Below are 14,677 nucleotides of genomic sequence, written 5' to 3'. Positions count from 1 at the left end.
CGTTCAGATACCTGTGAGCATAGCGTCCGCCGGTGCATCGGAGCGTTGCTTGGCGGTCAGTTGGAAATACAGGTAGCCGACAATCATGAAGCCGAGGAACACCAAGCCAATCACCATGTTGAACCAGGCCATCGCCACCAGGCACACCACCGCCAGGAACAGCGCAATGCCCGGCACGATCGGGTAGCCCGGGGCGCGGAAGGTGCGTTCCAGGTTCGGTTCGGTCTTACGCAGCCTGAACAGGCTGAGCATGCTGATGATGTACATCACGATGGCGCCGAACACCGACATGGTGATCATCGCCGCCGTCAGCGTCATGCCTTGCAGGTTGACCAGGCCATCGCTGTAGATCGCCGCGATGCCGATCACGCCGCCGGCCAGGATCGCCCGGTGCGGGGTCTGGAAACGCGACAATTTCGCCAGGCCACGGGGCAGGTAGCCGGCCCGGGCCAGGGCGAAGAACTGTCGCGAGTAGCCGAGGATGATCCCGTGGAAACTCGCCACCAGGCCGAACAGGCCGATCCACACCAGCATGTGCATCCACGTTGAATTGTTGCCGACCACCGCCTTCATGGCCTGGGGCAGCGGGTCGTTGATATTCGACAGGGTGCGCCAGTCACCCACGCCGCCGGCCATGATCATCACACCGATGGCCAGGAACACCAGGGTCAGGATGCCGCTGACATAGGCGCGGGGAATCGTGCGTTTCGGGTCCTTGGCTTCTTCGGCGGCCATGGCCGCGCCTTCGATGGCGAGGAAGAACCAGATGGCGAAGGGGATCGCCGCGAAAATGCCCGGGATCGAGGCGAGGCTGAACTCATTGGCGCCTGCCCAGCCGTTGAGCACGAAATTACTGAAGCTGAAGCCCGGCGCGACCACGCCCATGAACACCAGCAATTCGGCGACCGCCAGCACGGTGACCACCAGCTCGAAGGCGGCGGCGATGCTGACGCCGAGGATGTTCAGGGTCATGAACACGATGTACGCGCCGACCGCCGCCAGCTTGGGGTCCAGCTCGGGGAATTGCACGTTGAGGTAGGCGCCAATCGCCATGGCGATGGCCGGGGGCGCAAAGACGAACTCGATCAGGGTGGCGATCCCGGCGATCAACCCGCCTTTCTCGCCGAAGGCTCGTCGGCTGTAGGCAAAAGGCCCGCCGGCGTGAGGAATGGCGGTAGTCAGTTCGGTGAAACTGAAGATGAAGCAGGTGTACATCAGCGCCACCATGAGGGCGGTGACGAGAAAGCCCAGGGTCCCGGCGGTGCCCCAGCCGTAGCTCCAGCCGAAGTACTCGCCGGAAATCACCAGGCCGACGGCGATGCCCCATAAATGCAGGGTGCCGAGTGTGGGTTTGAGTTGGGTGGTAGAAGTCATAAGTCCTCTCTGTCTTTTTTATTGTTTGATCTGTTGGACTTTCGGGTTTGCTGTGGAGCGGGCACGCAAGGCTCGTGCCAGAGCGGTGGGGCGGTAAATTGATGTTGTCAGTGAGGGCGCCATCGCGAGCAGGCTCGCTCCCACAGGGGATTCGGGCCTACCCACAGAAAGAGGGTCACCCACAGTCCCTGTGGGAGCGAGCCTGCTCGCGATAGCTATCAAAAGGGCAAAGCAGGAGGCCCTGCCTTGCCCAAGTGACTTAGAAGAACCCCAACGGATTGATGTCGTAGCTCACCAGCAGGTTCTTGGTCTGCTGATAGTGGTCGAGCATCATCTTGTGGGTTTCACGCCCCACGCCGGACTTCTTGTAGCCACCGAACGCGGCATGGGCCGGGTACAGGTGGTAGCAGTTGGTCCACACGCGACCGGCCTTGATCGCCCGGCCCATGCGGTAGGCGCGGTTGATGTCGCGGGTCCACAGGCCGGCGCCGAGGCCGAACTCGGTGTCGTTGGCGATCGCCAGGGCTTCGGCTTCGTCCTTGAAGGTGGTGATGCTCACCACTGGGCCGAAGATTTCTTCCTGGAACACGCGCATCTTGTTGGTGCCCTTGAGCAGGGTCGGCTGGATGTAATACCCGGTCGCCAGGTTGCCCTCGAGTTTTTCCACTTTGCCCCCGGTCAGCAGTTCGGCGCCTTCGCCCTTGGCGATTTCCAGGTACGAAAGAATCTTGTCGAATTGCTGCTCGGACGCCTGGGCGCCGACCATGGTGTCGGTGTCCAGCGGGTCGCCGCGTTTGATCTGCAGGACTTTCTTCATCACCACTTGCATGAATTCGTCGTAGATCGACTCCTGCACCAGGGCGCGGGATGGGCAGGTGCAGACTTCGCCCTGGTTGAAGAACGCCAGCACCAGCCCTTCAGCGGCTTTTTCGATGAAGCTTGGTTCAGCCTGCATGATGTCTTCGAAGAAGATGTTCGGCGACTTGCCGCCCAGCTCCACGGTGGACGGGATGATGTTTTCGGCCGCGCATTTCATGATGTGCGAGCCCACCGGCGTGGACCCGGTGAAGGCGATCTTGGCGATGCGCTTGCTGGTGGCGAGGGCTTCGCCGGCTTCCTTGCCGAAGCCTTGCACCACGTTCAGCACGCCGGGCGGCAGCAGGTCGCCAATCAGCTCCATGAGCACGCAGATGCCCAGCGGGGTTTGCTCGGCCGGCTTGAGCACCACGCAGTTACCGGCGGCCAGGGCCGGGGCGAGTTTCCAGGCGGCCATCAGCAGCGGGAAGTTCCACGGGATGATCTGCCCGACCACGCCCAGGGGTTCATGGATGTGATAGGCCACGGTGTTGCCGTCGATCTCGGCGGCCGCGCCTTCCTGGGCCCGCAGGCAACCGGCGAAGTAGCGGAAGTGGTCGGCGGCCAGGGGGATGTCGGCGTTGAGGGTTTCGCGCACGGCCTTGCCGTTGTCCCAGGATTCGGTGATCGCCAGTGTTTCGAGGTTGGCCTCGATGCGGTCGGCGATTTTCAGCAGGATCAGCGAACGGGCCTGGGCCGAGGTGGCGCCCCAGGCATCGGCGGCGGCGTGGGCGGCGTCCAGGGCTTTTTCGATGTCTTCGGCCGTGGAGCGCGGGAATTCGGCAATGGGCTGGCCATTGACCGGGGACGTATTGGTGAAGTACTGACCTTTGACCGGCGCGACGAACTCGCCGCCGATGTAGTTACCGTATTTGCTCTTGAACGAAACGATAGCGCCTTCAGTACCGGGGTGAGCGTAACGCATGATGAGTTCTCCTTGGCTTTTGTGCTTATACGGGAGGCCGCGCAAAATCGAGCGCTGGTAATAAAGCCTAGAGCAAAGGTCGGGCCATTGCCTTGCAGGGCCCGGAAATCAAGACTTTAGGAGGAGTTGCTCGGACAAACGGAGGGGGTGTGTGACGCTTGCGATACAGCGGGTGTGACAGTTTGTGCCAGATGCGAGACAGTCTGTGACTGGCAGGTCGCGCCAGCATTGCAAAGGCGGTTGGGCTGGAGGATGCTGAGCCTTGATGGGAGGCAGGCCGGGTAGGAGCTGTCGAGTGAAACGAGGCTGCGATTTTTCCCCTGCCCATTGAATCTCAAGTGAAAGATCAAAAGATCGCAGCCTTCGGCAGCTCCTACAGTAAGGCCGCAACCTTCGGGGAGAATAATAAGAAATGCACAGCAACCATTTGAGTCGCCATGCCCAGCAAGTCTTGACGGTCACCCAGGGCAAGGCCCATTTGCAGGGCCCTGGCAGCGATCCGTCGATTGCCCGTTCCTGGCTGCGCTGCCTCGAGGACTATCACCTCGATCCGGCCCAGAACCTGGCGCCGACGGTGCTCGAGCATGGCCGGGTGCTGGAAAGCCGCGAGCGCTTGCAACAGGTGCTGCACATCGCCGGCAATGAAATGACCAGCCTGCACCAGCAACTTTCCGGCGCCGGCCACGCGGTGTTGCTGACCGACGCCCGGGGCGTGATCCTCAACTGCGTCACCGCCCCCAGCGAACGGAAGATTTTCGAACGGGCCGGCCTCTGGCTCGGCGCCGACTGGAGCGAAGCCTGCGAAGGCACCAACGGCATCGGCACCTGCCTGGTGGAACGCCAGGCCCTGACCATCCACCAGGAAGAACACTTTCGCGGCCGCCACACCGGCCTGACCTGCTCGGCCAGCCCGGTGTTCGACCCCCAGGGCGAGCTGCTGGCGGTGCTCGACGTCTCCTCGGCGCGGCCGGACGTGTCGCGCCAGAGCCAGTTCCACACCATGGCCCTGGTCAACCTCTCGGCGAAGATGATCGAGAGCTGCTATTTCCTCCGTTGCTTCGACAATCAATGGCTGCTGCGCTTTCATTTGCAGGCCGAATCCGTGGGGCTGTTCAGCGAGGGCTTGCTGGCGTTCGACGGCGAAGGGCGGATCTGCGCGGTCAACCAGAGCGCGCTCAACCTGTTGGGGCATATTCGCGGCAGCTTGCTGGGCCAGCGGGTGGAAGACTTTTTCGACTGTTCACTGGACGAGCTGCTGGGCCGCGCCAGCCCCCAGGCCAGCGCCAGTTGGCCGTTGCGCACCCGTGATGGCCGGCATTTGTTCGCGGTGTTGCGTGGGCAGCCGCGCAGTGTGCCGGTGCCGGTCGCGCCGGCGCTGCTCAAGGCCGTCGAACCCGCACGGCTGCCAGGTATCTGCCTGGGGGATGCGGCGTTGCAGGAGCATTTTCGCAAGGCACTGCGGGTGTTCGAACGCGATGTGCCGTTGCTGATCCATGGCGAAACCGGCTCCGGCAAGGAGGCGTTCGCCAAGGCCGTGCACCACGCCAGCCAGCGCGCCGGCAAGCACTTCGTCGCCCTCAACTGCGCGGCCATCCCCGAAAGCCTGATCGAGAGCGAGCTGTTCGGTTATCGCGGTGGCAGCTTCACCGGCGCGCGCAAGGAAGGCATGCGCGGCAAGCTGCAACAGGCCGACGGCGGCACGCTGTTCCTCGATGAAATCGGCGACATGCCCCTGGCCTTGCAGACTCGTTTGCTGCGGGTGCTGGAAGATCGCCAGGTGGTGCCCATCGGCGGCGAGCCCGAGGCGGTGAACGTGCGCATCATCAGCGCCACCCACCGGCAGTTGCTCGACCGGGTGCGGGATGGCAGTTTTCGCGAGGATTTGTATTACCGCCTCAATGGCCTGGAAATCCCCCTCCCGCCTTTGCGCGAGCGCAGTGACAAGTCGCAGTTGCTGGACTTCCTGTTGGCTGAGGAGAGCGGGACCGAGACGGTGCTCATCGAAGAGCCGGCGCGCCGGGCGTTGCTGGGGTTCGACTGGCCGGGCAACGTGCGGCAACTGCGCAATGTGCTGCGCACCCTCGCCGCGCTGTGCGATGGTGGGCGGATTGGGCTGGAGGACTTGCCCGCGATGATCCGCCAGCGCCCGGTTGCCGTGGTTGAAACGGTGGCAGAACGGCCACTGGAAGACGCCGAGCGCCTGGCGTTGCTCGATGCACTGGAGCGCCAGCGCTGGCACATGACCCACACGGCGGAACAACTGGGGATCAGCCGCAATACCCTTTACCGAAAGTTGCGTAAACACGCTATCGCCCGCTGAGCCGCAGCACATCCACCCTGAAGGAATGCGGTCAACTGTGGGAGCGAGCTTGCTCGCGATGGCGGAGTGTCATTCAACACCGGTGTTGGCGGTAAGACCGCTATCGCGAGCAAGCTCGCTCCCACAGGGTATTTGCGGTGTCCTGATGGCTGGCGTTCGAAACACAAGGTGCGATTTCCCCCTCCCTACGCTAACCTGCGGCCATGTTTTACGAGGTCGACTATGCACATCCATATTCTCGGTATTTGCGGCACTTTCATGGGTTCGATGGCGGTCCTGGCCAAGGAGCTGGGCCATCACGTGACCGGTTCCGACGCCAACGTCTATCCGCCGATGAGCACCCAGCTGGAAGCCCAGGGCATCGAACTGACCCAAGGCTACGACCCGGCGCAACTGGACCCGGCGCCGGACCTGGTGGTCATCGGCAACGCCATGTCCCGGGGTAACCCGGCGGTGGAGTACGTGCTCAACAAAGGCCTGCCCTACGTGTCCGGGCCGCAGTGGCTGGCCGATCACGTGTTGCAGGGCCGTTGGGTCCTGGCCGTGGCCGGCACCCACGGCAAGACCACCACCAGTAGCATGCTCGCCTGGGTCCTGGAACACGCCGGCATGAGCCCGGGTTTCCTGATCGGTGGCGTGCCGCAGAATTTCTCGGTGTCGGCGCGCCTGGGGGGCACGCCGTTCTTCGTGATCGAGGCGGATGAATACGACAGCGCGTTTTTCGATAAACGCTCGAAATTCGTCCACTACCGTCCACGCACGGCGATCCTCAACAACCTTGAGTTCGATCACGCGGACATCTTCTCCGACCTGGCGGCCATCGAGCGGCAGTTCCACCATTTGGTGCGCATCATTCCGAGCGAAGGCCTGGTGATCCATCCGACCACCGAACCGGCCTTGCAGCGCGTCATTGAAATGGGCTGCTGGACCCCGGTGCAAACCACCGGTGCGGGCGGCCAATGGCAGGTGAAGTTGCTCAAGGATGACGGTTCGCAATTTGAAGTCATGTTCGAAGGCCAGTCCCAAGGCGTGGTCGAGTGGGACATGACCGGCCAGCACAACGTCGCCAACGCCCTGGCGACGTTGGCGGCGGCCCGGCATGTCGGCGTGGTGCCGTCCATGGGCATCGCCGCGTTGAGCGCGTTCAAGAGCGTGAAGCGGCGCATGGAGAAAGTCGCCGAGGTCAACGGCATCACCATTTACGACGACTTCGCCCACCACCCGACCGCCATCGCCACCACCCTCGACGGTTTGCGCAAGCGCATCGGCGAGGCGCCGCTGATCGCGATCATCGAGCCGCGCTCCAACTCCATGAAGCTCGGCGCTCACCGCGATGGCCTGCCGGAAAGCGTGGTCGATGCCGACCAGGTGATCTGGTACGCACCGGCCAACCTGGGCTGGGACCTCGGCGCCACCGCCGCGCTGTGCACGGTGCCGTCGATTGTCAGCGATTCCCTGGAAGGCATCATCGAACGCGTGAAGAGCCAGGCCCAGCCCGGTACCCACGTGGTGATCATGAGCAACGGCGGCTTCGGCGGCCTGCACGGCAAACTGGCCGAGGCGCTGCGATGAACAACAGTCCGGAACGCATTACCCTGGCGATGACCGGCGCTTCCGGCGCCCAGTACGGCTTGCGCCTGCTCGATTGCCTGGTGCGCGAAGACCGCGAGGTGCACTTCCTGATCTCCAAGGCCGCGCAACTGGTGATGGCCACCGAGACCGACGTGACCCTGCCGGCCAAGACCCAGATGATGCAGGCCTTCCTCACCGAATACACCGGTGCGGCGGCGGGGCAGATCCGGGTTTATGGCAAGGAAGACTGGATGTCGCCGGTGGCCTCGGGCTCCGGCGCGCCGGCGGCCATGGTGGTGGTGCCATGCTCCACCGGGACGCTGTCGGCGATTGCCACCGGGGCCTGCAACAACCTGATCGAACGGGCGGCTGACGTCACGCTCAAGGAGCGCCGCTCGTTGATCCTGGTGCCGCGGGAAGCGCCGTATTCGAGCATTCACCTGGAGCACATGCTCAAGCTGTCGAACATGGGCGTGACCATCCTGCCGGCCTCGCCGGGTTTCTATCACCAACCACAGACCATCGACGACCTGATCGATTTCGTCGTCGCGCGGATTCTCAACCTGTTGAACATCCCTCAGGACATGTTGCCGCGCTGGGGCGAGCATCATTTGAGCAGCGATGAATAAGCTGCTGATCGTGCTGCTGGCGCTGCAACTGACCGGCTGCGCCACCGCCCGCACCCTCGACGCGGCCAAGCCCGGTGCGCCGGTGGTGTACGCGGGCACGCGCCTGGATCTTTACGCGCTTAACGGCGGCTGCTGCGCCAAGGACCGCTTCGGGGCCGAGGCGCCGAGCTATCCTGGCGTCGATCTGCCGGGCAGTGCGCTGCTGGATACCTTGCTGTTGCCGTTATCGTTGTTCACCGCAATCGGCGTGGGGTTCCGGGCGACTGGGGGGATGTAGCAAACACCGGAATGGGGGCTTGGCTTTTGGGGCGGTGGTGCGCCCATCGCGAGCAAGCTCGCTCCCACATTCGACCTCATTCTTCCTGGCGAAACTCGGTCAATTGTGGGAGCGAGCTTGCTCGCGATGAGGCCCGGTCAGGCGCTGCAGAATCATTTGCCCAGCTTACGCAACTCATCCGACTCCACCACCCGCACCCCATCCTGCTCTTCCAGCGCCAGGCGCCACATGGCCCGGGCCAGTTGGCAGGCTTCGATGCCGTGGTACTTGCCTGGGATCAGCTTCGACAACGGCCCGGCCAGTTGCTCGGCCAGGCGCGGTTCGACGCGGTCGCCCAGCAGCAGGGAAGGGCGGCAGATGGTCAATTGCGGCCAGTCCTGAGCCTTGAGGGCCGCCTCCATCTCACCCTTGACTCGGTTGTAGAAGATCGATGACTTGGCGTCGGCCCCCAGGGCACTGATGACCACCAGGTGCCGCGCGCCCAGTTCCCGGGCGCGCTTGGCGAACGCCACCACCAGGTCCAGGTCCACCGCGCGAAAGGCTGCTTCGGAACCGGCTTTCTTGATGGTGGTGCCGAGGCAGCAAAAGGCGATGTCGACCTGGCCGCTGAGCTGAGGCAGCACCTGGGCCGACTCCCCCACCGGGTTTTCCAGGCGCGTGTGTTCGGCCAGTGGCCGGCGGGTGGGGGCCAGGACCCGGGTGATGGTCGGCTCGTTGAGCAGCCGGTCCAGTAGATGTTCCCCGGTCAGCCCGGTAGCGCCGGCGAGCAAAACATGCTGAGGCGTCAAGTACATAGTGTTTCCCCCTTGATACGGTTCAGCTTAGTTGCTCTTTGTGGCGCCGTCGTTCAATGCAGTACTTTGCAATGCTTTGCGGGCCTGCTGTTTGCGCAGCAGTTGCCAGTGGGAAAGGACCGTCCTGGGCGCCCACATCTGCGGTTCGGAGGCTTCGAAATTGTCCGCCTGTTCCCGCTCGGCCACGGTGGCCTTGGCCCGCTTGAAAGCCTGTTCCAGGTCGTCGGTCTGGTTCAAGGCCTGGGCGAACAGCGCGTCGCCGAAGTAGGTGAAGTTGGCTTCCTCGGAGCAGCCGAAGGACACCCTGTCGGCCCGGGAAGCGGTCATGATCAAGGTGCGTTCATCCTTGAGCGCCGGGATGAAGCCGCCGGAGTAGCAGGCCGAGATCACCACGATCTTGTCGCGGTTCTTCAGCGGCGCCAGGACCACGGCCAGTTCATCGGCGGGCAGGTCGGCCAGTTCCATGCGCGGCTGGTCGAGTACCAGTTCATGCTCGCTGGTGCCGTGGCTGGTCAGGTAGATGAAAATCAGGTCTTCCGGGCCACTGCGCTCGGCCAGGGTCGCGGCGGCGCGGCGCAGGCTTTCGCGGCTGGCCATGGGCCGGTCGCCGAGGTGATCGCGGTGGTTCACCAGGCGGATCTGCCCGAACGCGCCGAAACGGCTGGCGAGCATGTTGGCGACATAGTCGGATTCGCGCAGGAACACGCTTTGCTTGCCGTCGCCGCCCAGGGTCAGGCTGTACAGCTCCACTGCCGGGGTCGAGGCCGGGATGTTGGCCAGGGCCTCCTCCAGCAGGCGGCCCTGGGCCAGCACGCCAAGTTCGAGCACATCCGGCAACAGCCTGCCGTCCGCGTCGCGCACTCGTTGGCCGTTGGCCCAGGTGCCGCTTTGCACGGTGCCATCGGTCAGCACCAGGGTGCCGCGTCCGTGGTAGCTGTCGTTTTCGAACTGGCCGATGTAGAAACTGCCGTCGGGCAGGTTCAGGCGGCCCTGGCCGGTAAAGCGCCAATCATTGAATTGACCGAGGTAATGGCTGCCGTCGGCGCCGATCAGTTCGCCCTTGCCGGTCAGCGCGCCATCCTTGAACCGGCCGATCCAGACATCGCCGTCGGCATTTTCGTAGCGACCGCGACCGTTGAGCTGGTTGTTCCTGAAACCGCCGATGTAGACATCGCCATCGGCGCTGTTGAAGGTGCCCTTGCCCTGCAGTTGCCCGTCGACAAAGTGCCCGGTGAACTGGTTGCCGCTGGCGTCGAAGCGCTGGCCTTCACCGTTGGGCTTGCCGTTGACGAAGGGGCCCTGGTACTGGCTGCCGTCGTCGAGTTCCAGGCGCCCGAGACCGGAATAGCGGTCGGCCTTGAACTCGCCGCGGTAGGTCATGCCGTTTTCCTTGAGCGTCCCTTCACCGTCCCGTCGGCCCAGCTTGAAGCCGCCGGTGTAGCTGCTGGTGGGGGTGGTCAGGCTGCCCTGGCCGTGGAACAGGCCCTGATAGAACTGGCCGCGATAGACCTCGCCATTGCTGCCGTGCCATTCCCCGGTGCCGTGCCACTGGCCCTTGTCGAACTGCCCGGCATACCAGCTGCCGTTGGGGTAGTCGATGCGCCCCTGGCCTTGCAGCAGCCCGTCCACCAGGTCGCCGCGATAGCGACCGCCATCGGGCAGGCGCGCGTCGGGAGGCAGCGGCGATTCGCCGCCGCCACAGGCGGTGAGCAACAGGGTCAAGGTCAGTGGGACGAATAAGCGCATAACGGGATCCAGGTCATCAGGCCACGAGTATGCCGCAGCTATGCGCATTGAATATAGGGAAGCGATGCGAAACTGCACGAGCGGTTTCGCGACCGCGCGGGTTTACACGAAGCAGAGCGACAGCGGCTCGGCGATGTAGGCCGGTTTTTCCGATCCTTCGATTTCCAGCGTGGCGGTGGCCTTGAGCAGCCATTGGCCGGGTTTTTTCTCGGTGGCGTCCACCAGGTCGACCTTGAGCCGGACCTTGGAATCAACCTTCACCGGTTGGATGAAACGCACGCTGTCCAGGCCGTAGTTGACGACCATCTTCACGCCTTCGGGCAGGATCAGGATGTCTTCCATCAGCTTGGGCATCAGTGACAACGACAGGAAACCATGGGCGATGGTGCTGCCAAACGGAGTCTGCGCGGCCTTGACCGGATCGACGTGGATGAACTGAAAGTCGCCAGTGGCTTCGGCGAACAGGTTGATGCGGTCCTGATCGATCGTGAGCCATTCGGAACGTCCAAGTTCCTTGCCGACATAATCTTTGAGCGCTGCAACGGGGACGTAGGGCATTGAGACTCTCCTTGGGTTCATCGGTTTTACTTTTTCTGGAGCGGGGATTGGCGTCCCCGAAAAACCACTGTAGATCAACATGGCGTGCAAGTAAGGTCACTGAACATGCTTTTTACGAATGCCGACCCATAGCGCGGGCATGTTTAAATGTGTCATCAGGTGACTCCCCGTAGGAGCTGCCGAAGGCTGCGATCTTTTGATCTTTCGCTCCGGATTCAATTGGAAGGGGAAAGATCGCAGCCTCGTTGCACTCGGCAGCTCCTACGGGCAGCTCCTACAGGAACAGGTTCATGGTGTTTGTGAGGGGAGAGAGCGGATGTTGCTACGGGGCCTGACCTGGCTGGTGTTTTTTCAATTGCTGGGCACTGCGATCAATCATTTGTTCTTGCCGGTGCTGCCAGGGCCAATCATTGGCCTGCTGTTGCTGCTGGGCTATCTGGTGATGCGCGGTGAAGTCAGCGAACCGTTGAACCTGGCCGCCAGTAGCCTGCTGCGTTACCTGCCCTTGCTGCTGGTGCCGCCGGCAGTGGGGGTGATGGTCTATGCCGGGGCGATTGCCGCCGATTTCTGGGCCATCGTTGGCGCGTTGACCTTGTCCCTGGTGCTGTCCGTGGCGCTGACGGGCGTGCTGATGCAGCGCCTGGCCCGCCGTCACGTCGCCGCCCCGGAGGACAGCCAATGATGCTCGACTGGCAGGGCGCCTGGACCTCGGTGATCCATCATCCGCTGTTCGGCATCGGCATTACCCTGGGGGCCTATCAGTTGGTGTTGGCGGCGTTCGAAAAGACCCGATGGGTGTTCCTGCAACCGGTGTTGATGTCGATGGTGCTGTTGATCGGCGTGTTGGTCGGCTGCGGCATCGGCTATGCCGAGTACCGCAAGAGCACCGAGATCCTCAGCATTCTGCTGGGCCCGGCCACGGTCGCCCTGGCGGTGCCGCTGTATTTGAACCTGCGACGGATCCGGCAGTTGTTCTGGCCGATTTTTACTACGCTGGTGATAGCCGGGGTGTTTGCCACGGGCTCCGCGGTGGTGTTGGGCTGGGCCTTTGGCGCCGAGCACATGATCCTGATGACCATGGCGCCCAAGTCCGTGACTTCGCCGATCGCCATGCTGGTGGCCGAGCAGATCGGCGGCGTGGCGGCCATGGCGGCGGTATTCGTATTGATCACCGGTGTACTCGGGGCGATCCTCGGTCCGAGTATTCTGACCCGGCTGGGGGTCCATAGCCCCGAGGCCCGGGGCATGGCCCTGGGGCTGGCGGCCCATGCGGTGGGCACGTCGGTGGCGTTGCAGGAAAGCGAGGAGTCGGGTGCCTTCGCGGCGCTGGCGATGAGTCTGATGGGCGTGGCCACGGCGGTGCTATTGCCGTTGGTGGTGTCGATGACCGTTTAAGGATCTGGTTATGAGCTTGCCGCTTTTCCCGTTGAACACTGTGCTGTTCCCCGGTTGCATCCTCGACTTGCAGATTTTCGAGGCGCGTTACCTCGACATGATTGGGCGCTGCATGAAAAAGGGCGAAGGCTTCGGCGTGGTGTGCATTCTCGATGGCGAGGAGGTCGGGCACGCGCCTGAAGGCTTCGCGCGGGTCGGTTGTGAAGCGCGCATCACTGATTTTTCCCAGCAGGACAATGGTCTGCTGGGCATTCGCGTGGAGGGTGGGCGGCGCTTTATCGTCCATGGCACCAGCGTCCAGGCGGATCAACTGATGGTCGCTGAAGTCGAGTGGCTGGAGGAGGAGCCGGAGCAACCGCTGCAAGAGGAAGACGCCGACCTGGTGGCGCTGCTCAGGGCCCTGGCCGAGCACCCGATGGTCGAGGCCCTGAACATGGGCACCGAAGCGACCGGCCAGCAATCGCTGGCCAATCAACTGGCCTACCTGCTGCCGTTCAATGAGCTGGACAAGATCGACCTGCTGCAACTCGACGACCCGCAACAGCGCCTGGATGCGATCCAGGCGTTGCTCGATGAGCTGCAGGGCGAACTCTTCGCCTGACACCACCAAACAGCACTGTGCTCCCCTGTGGGAGCGAGCTTGCTCGCGATAGCGGTGGGTCAGCTTGCATCAACGGTGAATGTGCAGCCGTCATCGCGAGCAAGCTCGCTCCCACAGTGGTTCCGGGCTACGCCATGAATCTCCCGTGGAAGCGAGCTTGCTTGCGATTGCCTAATAGGCATACCGCAACATCGCATGGGGCAAATGCCGCAGTGCGAAGAAGCTGAACACCGCCGCCAGCGCCGGCAGAATCAACCACCAGATTTTCGGCGGCATGGCCGGCAGTGGTGTCTGGCGCTGGCTCGACCACAGGACGGCGGCGCAGACGCAGGCGGCCAGCATGGCGCCGGCGACGATGTCGCTCGGCCAATGGGCGCCCAGGTAGACCCGCGACAGAGCAATGGCCAGTGCTGGCAAGCACCCCAGCAGCAACCAGGTCAGGCGCAGGCGGGGCGGTTGGCCGCGGCCGGCGAGGATGGCGAGGCTGAGGAACAGCGCGAATGCCCCGGAGGCGTGGCCGCTGGGCATGCTGTAGCTGGTCAGCGGGTCGGTGAGGATTTCCGGGCGCACCCGGGCAAAGAAGTGTTTGCTGCCGGTGTTGGCCAAGGAGGTGAGCAGCATCGTGCCCCCGGCGAAGATTGCCTGGCGCCATTGGCGCGCCAGCAACAGCAACCCAGTCACCAGTGCGCTGAAAATCAGCATGTTGCGGAATTCGCCGATCAGCGTGAAGGTCACGGCGATTTCGTCCAGCGTCGGGCTGCGATGCTCCTGGACCAGGGCCATCAAGCCCTGGTCGAACGCCGTCAGGTAACGAAAGCCGATGAACAGGCCGATCAGGATCACCAGGCCGATGCCGGCGATCAGCGCCGAGGCATGGCGATGGCGACGCAGGCTGCTGTTGACGCTCAGCCCGATCATCACCGCGATGCTGCCAATGACCACGCCGGCCTGCGGCCAGAACCCTTCGGGCAGCGGCAGGCGAAACGCCGCCCCGGTGGCCCAGCCCGGCAACAGGTACGCCACGGTCCAGCCCGCCGCGGCCAACACGCTGACCGCCGCGAAGCGCGGGAACGGCATGTCGCACATCCCGGCCACCATCGGCAACATGGGCCGTAGCGGGCCGATAAAACGACCCACCAGCAGGCTGGCGATGCCGTAGCGCTGGAAATAGTTTTCCGCGGCGCTCATCCACTCGGGGTGATGGCGCAGCCCGGGCAGGCGCCGGATGTTCTGGTGGAAATGCCGGCCGAGGAAATACGACATCAGGTCCCCCAGCAAGCCGCCGAGCAGGCCCAGCAGCAAGGTCTCGCCCAGGGACAACGCGCCGCTGCCGGCCAGCACGGCGATGGCGAACAACAGCACCGTACCCGGCACGATCAGGCCGGCAATGGCCAGGCATTCCACGCAGGCGACGATGAACACCGCCACCGCCAGCCATTGCGGGTTGACGGTCAGCCAGCCGGTGATGCTATCGAGCCATGGGCCCATGAGGACAACTCCATTGAATATTAAGCAGCATGCTTTTTTTACTGTGGGAGCGAGCCTGCTCGCGATGACGGTGTGTCAGTCAATATCTGATTCTACTGATCCAACGCTATCGCGAGCAGGCTCGCTCCCACAAGGGACGACCA

The 14,677-nt window shown here is 63.5% G+C and carries 13 protein-coding genes; 7 read left to right on the top strand and 6 right to left on the bottom strand.

The window, feature by feature from the left end; all coding sequences use genetic code 11:
* Positions 1-3 precede the first annotated feature (3 nt).
* Both eat and BLQ55_RS29205 read right to left on the bottom strand, forming a co-directional pair.
* Positions 4-1,374 (bottom strand): ethanolamine permease, encoded by a 1,371-nt coding sequence (eat, locus tag BLQ55_RS29210; protein WP_092258920.1) that lies wholly within the window; start codon positions 1,372-1,374, stop codon positions 4-6.
* Between the two features lie 259 nt (positions 1,375-1,633).
* The gene (locus tag BLQ55_RS29205) at positions 1,634-3,154 is read right to left on the bottom strand and encodes an acetaldehyde dehydrogenase ExaC (RefSeq protein WP_063324215.1); all 1,521 of its coding nucleotides are present in this window, start codon (positions 3,152-3,154) and stop codon (positions 1,634-1,636) included.
* A 412-nt stretch (positions 3,155-3,566) separates the two neighbouring features.
* Between BLQ55_RS29205 and BLQ55_RS29200 the strand changes: the two genes are divergently transcribed.
* From BLQ55_RS29200 to BLQ55_RS29185, 4 genes are all read left to right on the top strand, one after another.
* Positions 3,567-5,474, top strand: coding sequence for a sigma-54-dependent Fis family transcriptional regulator (locus tag BLQ55_RS29200; protein ID WP_092205238.1), 1,908 nt, complete (start codon positions 3,567-3,569; stop codon positions 5,472-5,474).
* 222 nt (positions 5,475-5,696) lie between these two features.
* On the top strand, positions 5,697-7,046 hold the full coding sequence (gene mpl / locus BLQ55_RS29195) for a UDP-N-acetylmuramate:L-alanyl-gamma-D-glutamyl-meso-diaminopimelate ligase (RefSeq protein ID WP_092258917.1): 1,350 nt from the start codon (positions 5,697-5,699) through the stop codon (positions 7,044-7,046).
* Positions 7,043-7,675: a flavin prenyltransferase UbiX gene (ubiX, locus tag BLQ55_RS29190; RefSeq protein ID WP_092205237.1), complete on the top strand. Its 633-nt coding sequence runs from the start codon at positions 7,043-7,045 to the stop codon at positions 7,673-7,675. Before mpl ends, ubiX begins: the two co-directional genes overlap by 4 nt.
* Positions 7,668-7,952: a YceK/YidQ family lipoprotein gene (locus tag BLQ55_RS29185; protein WP_072411944.1), complete on the top strand. Its 285-nt coding sequence runs from the start codon at positions 7,668-7,670 to the stop codon at positions 7,950-7,952. The genes ubiX and BLQ55_RS29185 overlap by 8 nt, the downstream gene beginning before the upstream one ends.
* A 152-nt stretch (positions 7,953-8,104) precedes the next feature.
* Here BLQ55_RS29185 and BLQ55_RS29180 read toward each other — a convergent pair whose 3' ends face one another.
* The 3 genes from BLQ55_RS29180 to BLQ55_RS29170 form a co-directional block, all read right to left on the bottom strand.
* Positions 8,105-8,746 (bottom strand): oxidoreductase, encoded by a 642-nt coding sequence (locus BLQ55_RS29180; RefSeq protein ID WP_092258914.1) that lies wholly within the window; start codon positions 8,744-8,746, stop codon positions 8,105-8,107.
* A 27-nt stretch (positions 8,747-8,773) separates the two neighbouring features.
* Entirely contained in the window at positions 8,774-10,492 is a 1,719-nt protein-coding gene (locus tag BLQ55_RS29175; RefSeq protein WP_092205235.1) for a C13 family peptidase, read from the bottom strand.
* A gap of 102 nt (positions 10,493-10,594) precedes the next feature.
* Positions 10,595-11,050, bottom strand: coding sequence for a MaoC family dehydratase (locus BLQ55_RS29170; RefSeq protein ID WP_053125683.1), 456 nt, complete (start codon positions 11,048-11,050; stop codon positions 10,595-10,597).
* A gap of 316 nt (positions 11,051-11,366) precedes the next feature.
* Between BLQ55_RS29170 and BLQ55_RS29165 the strand changes: the two genes are divergently transcribed.
* From BLQ55_RS29165 to BLQ55_RS29155, 3 genes are read left to right on the top strand one after another with little or no spacing between them, the layout of a single operon-like run.
* On the top strand, positions 11,367-11,732 hold the full coding sequence (locus BLQ55_RS29165; protein WP_060740472.1) for a CidA/LrgA family protein: 366 nt from the start codon (positions 11,367-11,369) through the stop codon (positions 11,730-11,732).
* Positions 11,729-12,445, top strand: coding sequence for an LrgB family protein (locus BLQ55_RS29160; protein ID WP_060740473.1), 717 nt, complete (start codon positions 11,729-11,731; stop codon positions 12,443-12,445). The genes BLQ55_RS29165 and BLQ55_RS29160 overlap by 4 nt, the downstream gene beginning before the upstream one ends.
* A 10-nt stretch (positions 12,446-12,455) precedes the next feature.
* The gene (locus tag BLQ55_RS29155) at positions 12,456-13,046 is read left to right on the top strand and encodes an LON peptidase substrate-binding domain-containing protein (RefSeq protein ID WP_092205234.1); all 591 of its coding nucleotides are present in this window, start codon (positions 12,456-12,458) and stop codon (positions 13,044-13,046) included.
* A gap of 171 nt (positions 13,047-13,217) precedes the next feature.
* Here the strand turns inward: BLQ55_RS29155 and BLQ55_RS29145 are convergent, their stop codons facing one another.
* Positions 13,218-14,534, bottom strand: coding sequence for a bifunctional DedA family/phosphatase PAP2 family protein (locus BLQ55_RS29145; RefSeq protein WP_092258908.1), 1,317 nt, complete (start codon positions 14,532-14,534; stop codon positions 13,218-13,220).
* Positions 14,535-14,677 lie beyond the last annotated feature (143 nt).

Origin of the sequence: Pseudomonas sp. NFACC13-1 (assembly GCF_900104425.1) — a bacterium.
Classification (GTDB): domain Bacteria; phylum Pseudomonadota; class Gammaproteobacteria; order Pseudomonadales; family Pseudomonadaceae; genus Aquipseudomonas; species Aquipseudomonas fluorescens_AA.
This window is presented reverse-complemented; position numbering and strand designations above follow the sequence as displayed.

What these genes read in the sequence shown, in the direction of transcription:
- eat (WP_092258920.1), bottom strand. Translation starts at nt 1,374, where the DNA reads ATGACTTCTACCACCCAACTCAAACCCACACTCGGCACCCTGCATTTA.
- BLQ55_RS29205 (WP_063324215.1), bottom strand. Translation starts at nt 3,154, where the DNA reads ATGCGTTACGCTCACCCCGGTACTGAAGGCGCTATCGTTTCGTTCAAG.
- BLQ55_RS29200 (WP_092205238.1), top strand. Translation starts at nt 3,567, where the DNA reads ATGCACAGCAACCATTTGAGTCGCCATGCCCAGCAAGTCTTGACGGTC.
- mpl (WP_092258917.1), top strand. Translation starts at nt 5,697, where the DNA reads ATGCACATCCATATTCTCGGTATTTGCGGCACTTTCATGGGTTCGATG.
- ubiX (WP_092205237.1), top strand. Translation starts at nt 7,043, where the DNA reads ATGAACAACAGTCCGGAACGCATTACCCTGGCGATGACCGGCGCTTCC.
- BLQ55_RS29185 (WP_072411944.1), top strand. Translation starts at nt 7,668, where the DNA reads ATGAATAAGCTGCTGATCGTGCTGCTGGCGCTGCAACTGACCGGCTGC.
- BLQ55_RS29180 (WP_092258914.1), bottom strand. Translation starts at nt 8,746, where the DNA reads ATGTACTTGACGCCTCAGCATGTTTTGCTCGCCGGCGCTACCGGGCTG.
- BLQ55_RS29175 (WP_092205235.1), bottom strand. Translation starts at nt 10,492, where the DNA reads ATGCGCTTATTCGTCCCACTGACCTTGACCCTGTTGCTCACCGCCTGT.
- BLQ55_RS29170 (WP_053125683.1), bottom strand. Translation starts at nt 11,050, where the DNA reads ATGCCCTACGTCCCCGTTGCAGCGCTCAAAGATTATGTCGGCAAGGAA.
- BLQ55_RS29165 (WP_060740472.1), top strand. Translation starts at nt 11,367, where the DNA reads ATGTTGCTACGGGGCCTGACCTGGCTGGTGTTTTTTCAATTGCTGGGC.
- BLQ55_RS29160 (WP_060740473.1), top strand. Translation starts at nt 11,729, where the DNA reads ATGATGCTCGACTGGCAGGGCGCCTGGACCTCGGTGATCCATCATCCG.
- BLQ55_RS29155 (WP_092205234.1), top strand. Translation starts at nt 12,456, where the DNA reads ATGAGCTTGCCGCTTTTCCCGTTGAACACTGTGCTGTTCCCCGGTTGC.
- BLQ55_RS29145 (WP_092258908.1), bottom strand. Translation starts at nt 14,534, where the DNA reads ATGGGCCCATGGCTCGATAGCATCACCGGCTGGCTGACCGTCAACCCG.